The 14,535-nt window shown below is 72.5% G+C and carries 12 protein-coding genes; 4 read left to right on the top strand and 8 right to left on the bottom strand.

Features of this window, described 5'->3' with window-relative positions; all coding sequences use genetic code 11:
• Window positions 1-126: 126 nt before the first annotated feature.
• The 5 genes from ACP7CD_RS07395 to benA form a co-directional block, all read right to left on the bottom strand.
• Window positions 127-2,958 (bottom strand): AAA family ATPase, encoded by a 2,832-nt coding sequence (locus ACP7CD_RS07395; RefSeq protein WP_426119735.1) that lies wholly within the window; start codon window positions 2,956-2,958, stop codon window positions 127-129.
• A gap of 62 nt (window positions 2,959-3,020) precedes the next feature.
• Window positions 3,021-3,848 (bottom strand): 1,6-dihydroxycyclohexa-2,4-diene-1-carboxylate dehydrogenase, encoded by an 828-nt coding sequence (locus tag ACP7CD_RS07390; protein ID WP_017832657.1) that lies wholly within the window; start codon window positions 3,846-3,848, stop codon window positions 3,021-3,023.
• Entirely contained in the window at window positions 3,848-5,422 is a 1,575-nt protein-coding gene (gene benC, locus ACP7CD_RS07385) for a benzoate 1,2-dioxygenase electron transfer component BenC (protein ID WP_426119733.1), read from the bottom strand. Before benC ends, ACP7CD_RS07390 begins: the two co-directional genes overlap by 1 nt.
• Before the next feature lie 124 nt (window positions 5,423-5,546).
• Window positions 5,547-6,083 (bottom strand): benzoate 1,2-dioxygenase small subunit, encoded by a 537-nt coding sequence (gene benB / locus ACP7CD_RS07380; protein WP_017832655.1) that lies wholly within the window; start codon window positions 6,081-6,083, stop codon window positions 5,547-5,549.
• Between the two features lie 39 nt (window positions 6,084-6,122).
• Window positions 6,123-7,505, bottom strand: a complete 1,383-nt coding sequence (gene benA / locus ACP7CD_RS07375; RefSeq protein WP_426119728.1) for a benzoate 1,2-dioxygenase large subunit — start codon at window positions 7,503-7,505, stop codon at window positions 6,123-6,125.
• A 380-nt stretch (window positions 7,506-7,885) separates the two neighbouring features.
• On the opposite strand from benA, the gene catA reads away from it, so the two are divergent.
• The gene (gene catA, locus ACP7CD_RS07370) at window positions 7,886-8,770 is read left to right on the top strand and encodes a catechol 1,2-dioxygenase (RefSeq protein ID WP_035928370.1); all 885 of its coding nucleotides are present in this window, start codon (window positions 7,886-7,888) and stop codon (window positions 8,768-8,770) included.
• Between the two features lie 400 nt (window positions 8,771-9,170).
• On the opposite strand, the gene ACP7CD_RS07365 is transcribed toward catA, so the two are convergent.
• Both ACP7CD_RS07365 and ACP7CD_RS07360 read right to left on the bottom strand, forming a co-directional pair.
• Window positions 9,171-9,653: a MarR family winged helix-turn-helix transcriptional regulator gene (locus ACP7CD_RS07365; protein WP_017832652.1), complete on the bottom strand. Its 483-nt coding sequence runs from the start codon at window positions 9,651-9,653 to the stop codon at window positions 9,171-9,173.
• Between the two features lie 59 nt (window positions 9,654-9,712).
• Entirely contained in the window at window positions 9,713-10,396 is a 684-nt protein-coding gene (locus ACP7CD_RS07360; protein WP_426119726.1) for a hypothetical protein, read from the bottom strand.
• A gap of 194 nt (window positions 10,397-10,590) precedes the next feature.
• On the opposite strand from ACP7CD_RS07360, the gene ACP7CD_RS07355 reads away from it, so the two are divergent.
• Together ACP7CD_RS07355 and ACP7CD_RS07350 are read left to right on the top strand one after the other, a co-directional pair.
• Window positions 10,591-11,667 (top strand): glutathione S-transferase family protein, encoded by a 1,077-nt coding sequence (locus ACP7CD_RS07355; protein WP_017832650.1) that lies wholly within the window; start codon window positions 10,591-10,593, stop codon window positions 11,665-11,667.
• A gap of 122 nt (window positions 11,668-11,789) precedes the next feature.
• Window positions 11,790-12,635, top strand: coding sequence for an HpcH/HpaI aldolase/citrate lyase family protein (locus ACP7CD_RS07350; RefSeq protein ID WP_017832649.1), 846 nt, complete (start codon window positions 11,790-11,792; stop codon window positions 12,633-12,635).
• A gap of 18 nt (window positions 12,636-12,653) precedes the next feature.
• Here the strand turns inward: ACP7CD_RS07350 and ACP7CD_RS07345 are convergent, their stop codons facing one another.
• Window positions 12,654-13,370, bottom strand: a complete 717-nt coding sequence (locus ACP7CD_RS07345; protein WP_017832648.1) for an HAD family hydrolase — start codon at window positions 13,368-13,370, stop codon at window positions 12,654-12,656.
• 147 nt (window positions 13,371-13,517) lie between these two features.
• Here ACP7CD_RS07345 and ACP7CD_RS07340 point away from each other — a divergent pair, with 147 nt between their 5' ends.
• Window positions 13,518-14,510, top strand: coding sequence for an LLM class flavin-dependent oxidoreductase (locus ACP7CD_RS07340; protein ID WP_426119722.1), 993 nt, complete (start codon window positions 13,518-13,520; stop codon window positions 14,508-14,510).
• Window positions 14,511-14,535: the final 25 nt, after the last annotated feature.

Here is a 14,535-nt window from a genome sequence, read left to right as displayed (position 1 = left end):
GGGCCCCCGGGCCACCCCCCCCCCCGACGTGACGTCCCCCCGCCCCGCCCCGCGCGGGGGCGGACGCCGGCCACCCGGCCACCGGCCGTCGCCGTCGTCCGCCACCTCGCGGTCGTCCCGGGACGGTCAGTCGGGGGTGCGGTAGCGGGCGGCGAGCTCGCTGCGGGAGCGGATCCCCAGCTTCCCGTAGATGCGCGTCAGGTGGTACTGGACGGTCTTCTCCGCGAGGAACAGGGCCCGCGCGGTCTCCTTGTTGGTGGCCCCGCCCGAGACCAGCTCCGCCACCGCCTGCTCCTGGGCGGTGAGCTGCACGGCGGTGCGGCCCACGGCCGCGAGCACCGGGTCGGAGGGGTCCGGAAGGTTCCCGACGTCGAGACCGGTCGCCTTCAGCTCGCGGTCGCAGCGCTCCACGTACGTGGCGGCGCCCAGCGAGTCGTAGAGGTCCCGCGCGGTCCGCAGCACGGTGGACGCCAGGCGCCGCTTGCCCGCACGGCGCATGCTCTGCCCGAAGGCGAAGCTGATCCGGGCGCGCAGGTACGGGCGGTTGAGCCCGCGCAGGTGGCCCAGGGCCGCCTCGAAGTGCTCCCGCGCCGTGTCCGGGTCCCCCTGCGCGGCGAGGATCCGGCCCCGGGCCCAGGAGATGCGGGCGTCGTCGGAGGGGATCCGCCGCTCGCGGCGCACGCGCTCGAACACGGTGAGGAACGCGTCCGCGTCCTCGAGCCGGTCGGTCATCACGAGGGCGTTGACGTAGGTGTCCTGCCACGGCCAGAAGGAGACCCGCTCGTCGGTCCACGGGTCGAGGTCCGTCAGCGGCTGCAGCACCCCCAGCGCGCTCTCGTAGTCGGCGCGGGCCTCGTGGAAGCGGGCCCGCGCGAGACTGGCCGGGACCTGCATGGCCCGGTAGGTGCCCGGCTGCACGGCGGCCTGGGAGACGTAGTGGCGGGCCCGGTCCCAGTCCCCGCGCATCGACCACAGCTCCGCGGCGGTCCAGTACAGGAGCGGGCGGATGAGCGGCATCTGCGAGGTCTCGAGGCGCACCGAGGCGCGGGAGACGGTGGCCGCCGCGGCGTCCCAGTCGCCCAGCACCAGCTGGGTGCGGGCCAGCCAGGCCTCCGCCCACAGGGAGATCCGCAGGGACCCGCCCCGGTACTCGGTGGGGGCGGCCGCCTGGAAGTTGACGAGCGCCGTCTCGACGTCGTCGGCGCGCAGCGCGAGCCACCCGGCGCCCATCTGGACGCGCTGCTTCTGGGCGTTCTCCGCCGCGTGCTCGAAGGCGCGCTCGTAGGAGGCCTCGGCCTCCCGCAGCCGCCCCTGGGCGAAGAGGCCCAGGCCGTAGATCGCCTCGGACTCGATGTGGGCGGGGGTGCCGGGGGCGGTGAGGGACATCGCGGTCTCCGCCCACCGGGTGATGACGGGCCCGTCCCAGGAGGCCACGCCGTGCAGCACGAAGCGCTGGGCGATCTGCGCGGCGGCCGCGGGGTCCCGCTGCCGGTTGCTCGTGCGCCATGCCATCTCGAGCTGGGTCTGCGCGCTGCGGTTCTGCCCGGACACCGTGGACAGGTAGCCGAGCACCGACGAGCGCAGCGGGGAGGAGGGCATGGCGTCCACGGCGGCCGCCCACATGCCGGCCTGGGCGATGTTGCCCGAGCCGACCAGGGCGTCCACGGCCCGGAGCAGACGGTCGTTGCGGGCGCGCGTGTCCGCGGAGAGCCGGGACGCCGAGAACAGCGCCGTGGCGACGTCCTGCCAGGCGCCCACCATCGCCTGCCGCGCGGCGAAGGCCTCGAGCTCCACGGCCAGCGGCTCGTCGGGCCCCGGGGTGGCCGAGACGCGGTGGCCGAGCCGCTCGCCCTCCTCGTGCACCACGGTCGCGGACCGCCGGTGCAGCGCGATCCGCCGGCTCGGCACGATCAGCCCGTAGACGGCCTCCGCGGCGCCCGGCTCGAAGAACTGCACGACCGAGCGGGCCTGGTCCACGGAGAGGTCCAGCAGCCCGGCGCGGTGGCCCTCGTCGAGGGCGTCCATCAGGGCGTCCACCCCGCTGACGTGGGCCACCTCGGACAGGCCCGCGCTGCGCCCCAGCACGGAGACGGCCTCGGCCGTGCGGATCAGGCCGGGCGAGGCCCCGGTGAGGACGCTGTGCACGCGGGCGCGCACCCGGGAGCTCGCCGGCAGGTCCGCGAACCAGGAGTGCCAGGTGTCCTCGGGGAGCTCGCGCAGCAGCTCGAGCACCTGCTGGGGGAGCCCGCCGGTGTGCCGGACGAGCCGGTGCGCGGCGGTCGCGCCGAGGTCGAGGCCGAAGAACTGCCGGGCCGCGGCCCGGACCTCCTCCGCCCCGAGGGGCTCGAGGGGGAGGCGCTGGACCTGGTGGCCGGTGAGGAAGTCGAGCACCCCGGCCGGGACGTGCCACGCCTGCGCCGGGTCGAGGGTCAGCACGAACATGACCCGCTTGCCGTGCAGTCGGCGCATCACGAACACCAGGATCCGCAGGGTCTGCTCGTCCAGCCGGTGGGCGTCGTCGACGGTGACCACCACGCTGCCGCGGGTCTGCAGGCTCTCGAGGTGGGTGCTCAGGGTGGCGGCGTAGTTCACGGCCTGCGCGGGGCTCAGCTCCGCGACCGGGGCCGAGGGCGGCGCGGGCTCGCCGTCGAAGCCCCGGGAGGAGCGCAGGGGCGTGGCCAGCATGAGCTGGCTGTACCCGGCCAGGGCGAGCTGGGACTCCCACTCGTCGCCGGTGGCGCTGAGCACGCGGACGCCGCGCACGGCGGAGCGGCAGTGGTCGAGGAACAGCTCGAGCAGGGCCGTCTTGCCCGAGCCCAGCGGGCCCTCGAGCACCACGGTGTGGACGTGGCCCTTGCGCACGGTCCGCAGGACCTCGAGGAGCTCCTCGAGCGCGGCGGCCCGCCCGACCAGCGGGAGCTCCTCGCCGGGTTCTCCGTGGTGCAGGCCCGCCGTCATGGCCGCGAGTCTACCCGTGGAGGGGGCGCGGCCACGGCGGCGGGCGTCCGCCCGGAGGCGGCTCAGCCGAGGTCCCCGCCGGCGACCGGCAGGACGCTGCCGGTGACGTAGGAGGCCTCGTCGGAGGCGAGGAACACGATGGGCGCGGCCTGCTCGTCGAGCGTGCCGTAGCGCTTCACGAACGAGGAGTCCACGGTCTGGTCGACGATCACCTGGTACCAGGCCCGCTCCTGGGCGCTCTCGGCCTCGGGCCCGCGCTTGACCCTGCGGGGCGGGGCCTCCGTGCCGCCGGGGGCGGTGGCGACCACGCGGATCCCGCGGCCGGCGACCTCCATGGCCAGGGACTGGGTCAGCGCGTTCACCCCGCCCTTCGCCGCGGCGTAGGGCACCCGGTGCATGCCGCGGGTGGCCACCGAGGAGACGTTGACGATCGTGCCCGAGCCCTGCTCGAGCATGGCCGGGAGCACCGCGCGGCAGGACCACAGGGTCGGGAAGAGCGAGCGGCGGATCTCCTTCTCGATCTTCTCCTCGTCGTACTCCTCGTAGGGGCGGGCCCAGATGGTGCCGCCCACGTTGTTGACGAGCACGTCCACCCGGCCGTGGGCCGCGAGCGCGGCCTCGACGGCCTGCTGGGCCCCGGCCCAGGTCTCGAGGTCGGCGGTCACGGACGTGGCGGCACCGCCCGAGCCCGAGGCCTCGGCGGCGCGGACGATGCCCTGCGCCACGTCGTGCACCAGCTCGGCGCGGTCCACGAGGACGACGGCGCCGCCCTCGGCGCCGATCCGCTCGGCCACCTTCTGCCCGATGCCCTGCGCGGCGCCGGTCACGACCGCCACCCTGCCGGCGAAGCGGCCCGGAGTGAGGAACTGTCCCGCGTACGGTGCGCCCATCAGCGGCCGGCCTCCTTGGCGTCGATCGCCGTGGACATGGTCTGCTTGGCGTCGCGGGCGTGGGCCATGATGACCTCGCGGGCGCGCTCCTTGTCGTTGCGCTCGAAGGCCTCGACGACGTCCAGGTGGTCCTGGGCGACCCGGGCGAAGATCTCCGTGCCCCGCTCGAAGGTCGCGGCCATCTGCTCGCGCACGTCGAGCCGGCGGTAGGACTCCAGCAGCGTGGGGTTGTCGCAGACCATGAAGAGGTACTCGTGGTACTCCTCGTTGGTCCGCACGTACTCCTCGGGGTCCTGCACGGTGCCCGCGCCCACGGAGCGCGTGGTGGCCTCGGCGAGGCGCCGGAACTGCTCCAGCTGCTCCTCGGTCAGCCGGCCCATCACGAGCTCGGTGACGGCGAGCTCGAGGCCCATGCGGGCGTCGAGGTGGGCGAAGCTGTCCTCCTTGCGGAACTCCAGCCGGCCGGTCTCCAGCGAGGAGAGCGCCTCGGAGCGGGTCATGGTGTCCCCCTCGGCGGCGATCGTCTCGGGGGAGGGCGGCGCGCCGGTCTCGGCGTCGCCGCCGGTGGTCTCCTTCGGCGCGAAGCGCTCGAAGTAGAAGTTGGCGGGCTCGATCCCCTCGCGGTCCAGCCACGCGGAGACGGCGTTGACCATGGGGGGCGGGCCGCACAGGTAGATGTCGACGTCGCCGTCGTTGAGGTGGGCCGGCTCGATGATCTGGGTGACGTAGCCGGTGTGGGGGGCGGAGGTGCCCTCCTCCGAGGCGATGTGGTCCCAGGTGAAGTCCGGCAGCTTCGCCTCGTAGGCGCGGAGCCGGTCCAGGCCCACGATGTCGGCCTCGCGGGTCACGCCGTAGATCAGGTGCACGGGGGTGCTGGGCGGGTTCTCGGCGAGCTTCTCCAGGATCGACAGGAGCGGGGCCAGGCCGGTGCCCCCGGCGAGCAGCAGCAGAGGGCGCTTGGGCTCGCGCAGGAAGAACGAGCCGTAGGGGCCGCTGAACTCGACGGTGTCGCCGACCCGGGCGCGGTCGCGCAGGTACTCGGACATCGCGCCCTGCGGGGTGATGCGGACCATGAAGGCCGCGCCCTCCACCTCGGGGCCGCTGCTGAAGGAGTAGGAGCGCTCGGCGTCGGTGCCGGGCACCTTGATGTTGACGTACTGGCCGGGCAGGAACGCCAGGTCGTCCCGTTTCTCGACGTCGAGGGTGAAGGAGATCGTCGTCTCGGAGTGCTTGTCCAGCTCCTGGAGCGTGGAGGTGTAGGTGGCCGCGGAGGTCTTCGCGGACTCGGCGGTCGCCGGGATCTGGATGGCCATGTCGGACTCGGGGACGGCCTGGCAGGTCAGCAGGTAGCCCTTCTCGAGCTCCTCCTCGGTCATGGCGTCGTCGATGAAGTCCCCGGGGTCGAAGGAGCCGGAGTCGCAGAAGGCCTTGCAGGTGCCGCAGGCGCCGTCCCGGCAGTCCGCGGGGATGTTGATGCGCGCCTTGTAGGCGGCGTCGAGGACGGTCTCGTAGTCGCCGACCTTGACGACCTTCGTGACGCCGTCCTCGAAGCTGAGGGCTACCTGGTGGCCCATGATTTCCTCCTGGGTGGGGGGCCGCGTCGTCGCGGCCCGTGGGAAGTGCGGGGGTGCTCGGTGAGCACGGGGTGCCGACGGTCCGTCGTGGCCGGCCCCGGTGCGGGACCGGCCACGGCCGGCGTCAGATCATGTAGACGTCCACGACGTGGTGGATGTAGTCGTTCTTCAGGACGACCTTCTTCTTCAGGATCAGCGGCTCGTCGCCCGAGAGGTCGATCGTGTAGAAGCTGGTGCCGAAGTACGTGTCCGTCGTGTTGTAGCGGAAGTACAGCGTGAACCAGTTGAAGCGGACCTGCACCCGGTCGCCGTCGTGCTCGAGGACCTCCACGTCGGTGATGTTGTGCCCGGTGCGGGGGTCCGGCAGGGACGTGGCGGAGGAGCGGTCCGTCTTGATGCGGAACACGCGGTCCTCGATGCCGCCGCGGTTGTCGTAGTAGATCAGGGAGATCTCGTTCTGGGGGTCCTCCGTCAGCCGGTCGTCGTCGTCCCAGGACGGCATCCAGAACTCGGAGTCCGGGTGGTAGCACTCGAGCCACTCGTCGAACTGCCGGTCGTCCAGCAGGCGTGCCTCCTTGTAGAGGAACGCGCGCACGGTCTCGAGGGTCGCGATCTCCTCGGCGGTCTTCAGCGCCGCCAGGGGGTTCAGCAGGTTGGTCATGGTGTTCTGCGCTCTTTCTGTGGTTCGGGGGAGTCCGGGTCAGGCGGTCACGGGGGCGGACTGCGCGGCGGCGCGCTCCTCCGCGGCCAGGCCCTTGTCCATGACGTCCTTCCAGAAGCCGTGCTGGACGGGGTACAGGCCCTCGTCCTCGGTGCGCACACCGGAGGCGATGACCCTGGTCATGCCGAGGGCCTGGGCCTGCTCGTCCGGGCCCTGGATCTCGTGCGCGGCGCCGCGGGACATGTCGTTCCACGGGGCGGAGGTGGCCCAGTAGGTCTTGTTGCAGGAGCGGAACTCCTCGAGGTCGTCCGGGGTCGCCATGCCCGTCGCGTTGAAGAAGTCCTCGTACTGGCGGATGCGCTTGGAGCGGTTCTCCTGGGACTCGCCCTTGGGAGCGATGCAGTAGATGGTGACCTCGGTCTGGTCCGCGGAGATCGGCCGGAAGTGGCGGATCTGCGAGGAGAACTGGTCCATGATGTACACGTTCGGGTACAGGCACAGGTTGCGCGAGATGTTGATCATGAAGTTCGCCATCTCCTCGCCGTACTTGTCGACGAGCTCCTCGCGGCGGTCCCACAGCGGGCGGTCCTGCGGGTTCGTCCACTCCTGCCACAGCAGCAGGTGGCCGTGCTCGTAGGAGTAGAACCCGCCCTTGACCTTGCCCCACTTGCCGGCGTCCATGGCCTTGGTCTTGTTGGCGGAGTCGCCGGCGGTGCGGCGGGCGGTGGTCGCGGCGTAGTTCCAGTGCACCGAGGTCACGTGGTAGCCGTCGGCGCCGTTCTCCGCCTGGACCTTCCAGTTGCCGTCGTAGGTGTAGGTCGAGGCGCCGCGCAGCACCTCGAGGCCCTCGGGGGACTGGTCCACAATCGAGTCGATCACCGTGGTGGCGTCGCCCAGGTGCTCCTCGAGGGGCAGCACGTCCGGGTTGAGGGAGCCGAACAGGAAGCCGCGGTAGGACTCGAAGCGGGCGACCTTCGTCAGGTCGTGCGAGCCCTCCTTGTTGAAGTTCTCCGGGTAGCCGCCGTTGCGGCCGTCCTTGACCTTGAGCAGCTCGCCGGAGTTCTTGAACGTCCACCCGTGGAAGGGGCAGGTGAAGGTGGTGCGGTTGTCCGTCTTGCGCCGGCAGAGCATCGCACCGCGGTGGGAGCACGCGTTGACGATGCAGTTCAGCTTCTCCTCCTTGTCACGGGTGATGACCACCGGGGTGCGGCCGATGTAGGTGGTGAAGTAGTCGCCCACGTTGGGGATCTGCGACTCGTGGGCCAGGTACACCCAGTTGCCCTCGAAGATGTACTTCATCTCCAGCTCGAAGATCTCCTGGTCGGTGAAGATCTCCCGCTTGGCCCGGATGAGCCCGTTCTCGCGGTCGTCCACCACGGCGTCGGAGAGGACCTCGCGGACGTGGGTCAGGTTCTCGGTCATGACGTGCTCCTTCTGGTCGGGCTGCCTGGTCGGGCCGCCTGCTCGGGATGTCTGGGCGGGACGTCTGCTCGGGACGTGCGGGCCGAAGTCTGCGACCGGCTCCTGCCGGACGGTACGGAGCCAGTCTGGTGGACCGTGACTGCGCTCACATCAGGCAAACCCCTAGGAGTAGCCCAGGGGGTGTTTATGCCGTATTGGGTGCAGAAAAGACGCCCAATTGATATTTGTCGCGTCCTGATCGCGCCCCTAGGCTGATGGAGACGTCGACGTGTCTGGTGTCACAGCCGGAGGGCCCGAGCCGGCGGCCGTGAGCCGCGCCGGGAGCGGCGGGCACGAGGGGCGTCCCTGATCACTGTTCAACGAGGAATGTGGAGCACACCATGACGGAGACCCACGCGGCAACGCGCAAGGAGAACGAGGGCACCGCGGTCGAGGCCGGGTCCAAGGCGACCGAGCGGTTCACCGCCTCGGGCAAGCTGGCGAAGCTGGACGTGCCGAAGGAGCGGGTGTCCCTGCTGGCCGGTGCGGCGATCAAGGCGATCAACGACATCGCGGTCGAGCACCAGGTCACCTACGAGGAGTACAACGCGCTGAAGGCGTGGCTGATCAAGGTCGGCACCGACGGGGAGTGGCCGCTGTTCCTGGACGTGTGGCTGGAGCACACCATCGAGGACGTCAACTCCCAGGAGCGCCCCGGCGCCGTCGGCACCATCGAGGGCCCCTACTACGTGCCGGACTCCCCGGTGCTGCCCACTCCCGCGACCCTTCAGATGCGCGAGGACGAGCCCGGCACCCCGCTGCTGTTCAAGGGCCGGTTCACCGACACCGACGGCAACCCGCTGCAGGGCGCCCAGGTGGAGATCTGGCACGCCGACGCCAACGGCTTCTACTCCCAGTACGCCCCGGAGCTGCCCGAGTGGCTCTTCCGCGGCACGGTGAAGGCCGACGAGAACGGGTACTTCGAGATCAACACCAAGCGCCCGGCCCCGTACCAGATCCCCACTGACGGGGCCTGCGGGCAGCTCATCGGTGCGGCCGGCTGGCACGCCTGGCGCCCGGCGCACATCCACATCAAGGTCTCGGCCCCGGGCCACCAGCTGGTCACCCAGCAGCTGTACTTCCCCGGCGACCCGCACAACGCGGACGACATCGCCTCGGCGGTCAAGCCCGAGCTGATGCTGGACCCGAAGCCGCGCACCGACGGCGGCGCGGGCGAAGAGGTCGTCTACGACTACGTCCTCGCCAAGGAGGGCCAGACCAAGTAGGACGCCGGCCGCGGGCGCACCGCCCGCGGCGCACAGGAGCACCCCCGCAGGCCTCGGCCCGCGGGGGTGCTCCCGTGTCCCGGCCGGGCCGTCCGGCCACGGCGCCGAGCGCGCCCGAAGTCGCCTCCCGGGCCGCCGCGGCCGTCGAGGACACAAAACGCACAGGCGGCTTGCTCATGCAGATCACTGGGTCTAAGGTAAATCTGTCGTCGGCGATGGCCCGGAGGTGATCCCCCCATCTGCCTCCGGATGGTTCCTGCCGGCGACTGGTGTCCCATTCCCCCGATCGGGATGCCTGACAGGCCCTGCCGATCCCCCCATGCGGCAGGGCCTGTCCCCTGCTCGGGGCGGTTCCGGGCCGCGGACGGCCTCGGCCGGTGGGCGGCTCAGGCGCCCGGCGTCAGCACAGCCCCAGCTCCTCGAGCCGGGGGAGCACCTTGCCGGAGACGGAGAGCAGCGCGTCCATCTCCTCCCGGGTCAGGTGGTCGATCAGCGCCGCCCGCACGAGCTCCAGGTGACCGGGGGCGGAGGCCTCGATGGCACGCCGCCCCTCCGGGGTGATCCGCACGTCGAGGCCGCGGGCGTCGCTGTCGCACGGCAGGCGTTCGAGCAGCCCGCGCCGGGCCATGCGGGAGAGCAGGTGGGAGAGGCGGCTGCGCTCCCAGCCGAGCTCGTGGAGCAGGTCGCGGGAGCGGATCACGCCGGTGCTGCTCTCGGACAGCTGGACGAGGACCTCGTACTCCGAGCCGGACAGCGCGCTGTCCCGGGACAGCTGGCGGTCCACCGCGGTCTGCATGCCGCGGCTCAGGGCCAGGAAGCCGCGCCAGACGCGCTGCTCCTCGTCGGACAGCCAGTTGACCTCGTCGGTCTCCGGGTGGCTCATGCGGCGGTCCTCTCGTGGCACGGGAAAACCCCCACTATAAATTGACGTGTCAACAAATGTCAACCGCCGACCGGGTCCTCCGGTGGGTCCGGGCGGTCACCGGCGTCGCGGCCGTACCGTGCCGGGCGGCGGTGGATCCACTCCGAGTCGTAGAGGTCGCCGGGTCCGCGCGCGGGCCGCCGGAGCCGCTCGGCGTAGCCGGTGGGGCGCAGCGGGGAGTCGTCGTCGTCGACCGGGGTGAACGAGGACATGGCGACGAGTCCGAAGCCCAGGCCGGCCGCGACGACCAGCGTCATCCCCGAGACGACCAGGACGCTGACGTACTCGTCGGCCAGGTGCGCACCCGTGGTGCCCGCCAGCAGCGGCTGGACCGCGAACACCCCGGCGAGGGGCAGGAGGCCCAGCAGCAGCAGGGCGGCGGGGACGAGCCACAGCTTCGAGCGGCTCCGCAGCGGGGGCACCGAGGCGTCCCGGAGGGCCGGGTGCAGCTGGGCCTGGACGACGACGAAGCCCGCGAGCCCGGGCAGCCCGAGCAGCGCTCCGACCGCCCACCCCCACGCGTGGCCCAGGGCGGCGAGTCCGCCGCCGAGCAGGAGGCCCAGCAGGACGAGGGTGAAGGAGAGCCCGCGCGCCATCCGCCGGGCGGCCCGGGGCGAGGCCGCAGGCCCGCGGGCCGCCCGGGGCGGGACGTGCTGCGGGGGAAGGCGCTGGCCGTACTCGGGCTCGTTGCCGTGGGTGCTCATGGGCGGGCTGTTTCCGTGGTGGGAGGGTGCCGGACGCCTCCACTGTAGACCTCGCCTCCGACGGGAGCTCCCGCTGGCGCCCTCCCTGTGATTGACATATCATCAAAACTGAGGGGCGGGAGGTGCGGCCGTCCCGTCGCCGACCGTCGTCCCGGCCGGTGGCGCCCCGTCCCGCCGCACCGCGAGGAGCCACCATGTCACAGCGCAGCACCCAGCGGTCCGAGCACAGCACCGCCGGCGCCTACGTGCATCCCGGCGAGGAGTTCACCCGGGACACCGCCTACATCGAGGACCGGATCGTCCGCGACCCGGCGCGCGCCGACGTGCCCGAGGGGGCGCGGGCCTGGCCCGTCGAAGCCGGCCGCTACCGGCTCGTCGCCGCGCGGGCCTGCCCCTGGGCCAACCGCACCCTCATCGTGCGACGGCTCCTGGGGCTCGAGGACGCCCTCTCCGTGGGGCTGCCCGGTCCCGTCCACGACGTCCGGTCGTGGACCTTCGACCTCGACGCGGACGGCAGGGACCCGGTGCTGGGCATCGAGCGGCTCCAGGAGGCGTACTTCGCCCGCTACCCCGACTACCCGCGGGGCATCACCGTGCCGGCGGTCGTGGAGATCGCGAGCGGCCAGGTGGTGACCAACGACTTCCCGCAGATCACGGAGGACCTCGCCAAGGAGTGGGGCGCCTTCCACCGCGAGGGCGCCCCCGACCTCTGGCCGGCCGATCTCGAGGACGAGATGCGCGAGGTCATGCAGCGGGTCTACACCGAGGTCAACAACGGGGTCTACCGGTGCGGCTTCGCCGGCTCCCAGCGCGCCCACGAGAAGGCCTACGAGCGGCTGTGGGTCGCCATGGACTGGCTCGAGGACCGCCTCTCGACCCGCCGCTACCTCATGGGGGAGCACATCACCGAGGCGGACGTGCGGCTGTTCACCACCCTGGTGCGCTTCGACCCGGTCTACCACTCGCACTTCAAGTGCTCGCGCAACAAGCTCACCGAGATGCCCCACCTGTGGGGCTACGCCCGGGACCTCTTCCAGACGCCGGGCTTCGGCGACACCGTGGACTTCGAGCAGATCAAGCAGCACTACTTCGTGGTCCACGAGGACATCAACCCGAACCAGATCGTGCCCGTGGGCCCGGACCTGGCCAACTGGGTGTCCGCGCACGGCCGGGAGGCCCTCGGCGGCTCGCCCTTCGGGGCGGGGACCGCGCCGGGCCCCGTCCGGCCGGAGGAGCGGGTTGACGGACGTCACACGCCCCTGACCGTCTGAGCGTTCCGCCGGATCGGCGCGCGGCCTAGACTGGACAGCTCCTACGGCCCGGGCCCGTTCACGGGGACGGGTGCCCAGGGGTCTCCCGTCCCCGCTGACCTCATCCCGGAAAGGACCCTCACGTGGCCCCCTACCGCAACCAGCGCGCCGCCGCGCTGCCCGCCCGCCTGTCCCGCTCCTGGCTGCTCACCTCGGCCGCCGACCCGTCCGTCTTCCCCGCGGCCCTCGCCTCCGAGGCGGACTCCGTGGTCTTCGACATCGAGGACGCCATTCCCGCCGAGGGCAAGGACCAGGCCCGGCAGAACGTCGTCGAGGCCTTCGAGGCCGGGGCGAGCGCGTGGGTGCGGATCAACGACATCACCACGCCGTACTGGGAGCAGGACCTCGCCGCGCTCAGCCGGGTCGGCCACCTGCGCGGGATCATGCTGGCCAAGACGGAGCACCCCGACCACATCACCAAGACGGCCATGATGGCCCCGGCCGGCACCCCCGTGGTGGCGCTCATCGAGTCGGCGGTGGGGATCATGAACGCCAACGACATCGCCCGCGCCCCGGGCGTGTTCCGGCTCGCCTTCGGGGTCGGCGACTTCCGCCGGGACACCGGCGTCAGCGCGGACCCCCTGGCGCTCGCGTTCGCGCGCTCGAGCCTCGTGGTGGCCTCCCGGGTGGGGGAGCTGCCCGGTCCCATCGACGGGCCGACCCTGGGCGCCTCCGAGGAGGGCCTCGCCGAGGCGTGCGCCGTGACGCAGTCCATGGGCATGACGGGCAAGCTGTGCCTGGACCCGCAGCAGACCGACGGGATCAACCGCCACCTCGCTCCGAGCGAGCAGGAGATCACCTGGGCCCGCGAGCTCATCACGCAGCACGACTCCGGGCACGTGGTGGGCGACGGCAGCTATCTGCCCCGCCTGGCCCGGGCCCGCAAGGTCTCCGAGCTGGCGCAGACCTACGGTCTCTGGAACCGCTGAGCGCTCCGGGCGCCCGGCTCAGCCCAGCCAGCGGGTCATGAGCTCCCGGAACACGGGGTCCGTCAGCGTCGCGGCCCGGTGGTGGGCGGGCACGGGGTCCCCGTCCGGGACGGACGGCACGGCCACGACCACCAGTCCCGCCGCCACGGCCGAGGTCGCGCCCACCACGGAGTCCTCCACGGCCAGGGCCTCACCCGGGGCGAAGCCCAGCCGCCGCACCGCCTCGGTGTAGATGTCCGGGGCCGGCTTGCCGCGCGGCACGTCCTCGGAGGAAACCCAGGTGCTGAGGTGGGGGGCGAAGCCGGCCTCCTCCAGCTTCACGCCGAGGATCGTGCTCGTGGAGTTGCTGGCCACGGCCACGGGCAGCCGCTCGGCGAACGCGCGCACCGTCTCGAGCGCGCCCGGCAGGGGCACGATGTGCCCGGTCAGCGTCTCCTCCTCGGTGCGCAGCACGTCTGCGTGGACCGCGGCGCGGTCGGCCCGGGCGGCCTCGGCGATCGCCGTGGCGACGTCCGCCGCGGACCAGCCCATCATCCGGCGCTCCATCGCCTCGGTGAACTCGAGCCCGTAGCGCTCCGAGACGGCGCGCTGGACCCGGGCCCAGTTCGCCTCCGTGTCCATGAGGATGCCGTCGCAGTCGAAGACCACGCACGCCGGGGCCCACCCGGGGGCGGGCGCCGGCAGCTCGGGGGAGGACGTGGGCGGCGACGGCGTGGGGGCGGGGAAGGACGTCATGCTCCCATGGTGCCCCACCGGGCGCCGTCCGGGGCGGGGGTGTGAGCAGGACAACGCCCGGGAGGACGCCCGGAATAAGCACCCCGGCCGGGGGTGTTGCCGCCACCGAACCCCTTCGTGCCATCCCCGACGGAAGAAGCCCCGCCCTTGCCCGCCACGCCCCGCGTCCCGCTGTCCGCCCTCGACCTCGTGCCCCTCTCGGAGGGCCGCTCCACCGCGGACGCCCTCCGCGAGGCGCTGGACCTCGCCCGCCGGCTCGACGCCTCCGGCTACCGGCGCCTGTGGTACGCCGAGCACCACAACACGGAGGCGTTCGCGTCCTCCGCCACGGCGGTGCTCGTCGGGCAGGCGCTCGCCGCCACGGAGCGCCTCAGCGTGGGCTCCGGCGGGATCATGCTGCCCAACCACGTGCCGCTGACCGTGGCCGAGGCCTTCGGCACGCTCGCCAACCTCTACCCCGGCCGCGTGGAGCTGGGCCTGGGCCGGGCGCCCGGCACCGACATGCGCACCGCCCTGGAGCTGCGGCGGGGCCACGCCGGCCACGACACCTTCGAGGCCGACGTGCGCCGTCTGGTGCGGCTGTTCGGCGGGCAGGAGCAGGAGGTCGTCCGGGCGCCCGTGGCCCGGGACACTGACGTTCCCCTGTGGATCCTCGGCTCGTCGACGGGCGGCGCTGAGGTCGCCGCCCGGCTCGGCCTGCCCTACGCGTTCGCCTCCCACTTCGCCCCGGCCAGGATCATGGACGCCATCGCCCTGTACCGGCAGCGCTTCGACGCGCAGGCCCCGACCGCCACGGTCGAGCGCCCGCACGTGATGGTCGCGGCGAACATCCTCGCCGCCGACACCGACGAGGAGGCGCGGCGCCAGTTCAGCACCCACCAGCTGCTGGTGCGCGGGATCGCCCGCAACGACCGCCGGCCGCTCCAGCCGCCCGTCGAGCGCGTGGAGCTCACCGCGGCGGAGGTGGGCATGGTGCAGGAGCACCTCGCCGTATCGGCGGTCGGCACGCCCGAGCGGGTGGTCGCCGATCTCGAGCAGATCGTCGAGCTCACCCGGGCCGACGAGCTGATGCTCAACAGCTACGCCCACGACCCCGAGGTGCGCGCCCGGTCCTACGAGCTCGTCGCCCACGCCTGGTGAGCGCACCGTCCCGGCGCCGGCCGTC

It is taken from the genome of Kocuria sp. LHG3120 (genome assembly GCF_049897445.1).
GTDB classification, from domain to species: domain Bacteria; phylum Actinomycetota; class Actinomycetes; order Actinomycetales; family Micrococcaceae; genus Kocuria; species Kocuria rosea.
The sequence above is the reverse complement of the archived record's forward strand: the minus strand, read 5'-3'. Positions and strand labels throughout refer to the sequence as shown.

Coding starts and splice junctions, on each gene's coding strand:
- ACP7CD_RS07395 (WP_426119735.1), bottom strand. CDS start 2,958: ATGACGGCGGGCCTGCACCACGGAGAACCCGGCGAGGAGCTCCCGCTG.
- ACP7CD_RS07390 (WP_017832657.1), bottom strand. CDS start 3,848: ATGGGCGCACCGTACGCGGGACAGTTCCTCACTCCGGGCCGCTTCGCC.
- benC (WP_426119733.1), bottom strand. CDS start 5,422: ATGGGCCACCAGGTAGCCCTCAGCTTCGAGGACGGCGTCACGAAGGTC.
- benB (WP_017832655.1), bottom strand. CDS start 6,083: ATGACCAACCTGCTGAACCCCCTGGCGGCGCTGAAGACCGCCGAGGAG.
- benA (WP_426119728.1), bottom strand. CDS start 7,505: ATGACCGAGAACCTGACCCACGTCCGCGAGGTCCTCTCCGACGCCGTG.
- catA (WP_035928370.1), top strand. CDS start 7,886: ATGACGGAGACCCACGCGGCAACGCGCAAGGAGAACGAGGGCACCGCG.
- ACP7CD_RS07365 (WP_017832652.1), bottom strand. CDS start 9,653: ATGAGCCACCCGGAGACCGACGAGGTCAACTGGCTGTCCGACGAGGAG.
- ACP7CD_RS07360 (WP_426119726.1), bottom strand. CDS start 10,396: ATGAGCACCCACGGCAACGAGCCCGAGTACGGCCAGCGCCTTCCCCCG.
- ACP7CD_RS07355 (WP_017832650.1), top strand. CDS start 10,591: ATGTCACAGCGCAGCACCCAGCGGTCCGAGCACAGCACCGCCGGCGCC.
- ACP7CD_RS07345 (WP_017832648.1), bottom strand. CDS start 13,370: ATGACGTCCTTCCCCGCCCCCACGCCGTCGCCGCCCACGTCCTCCCCC.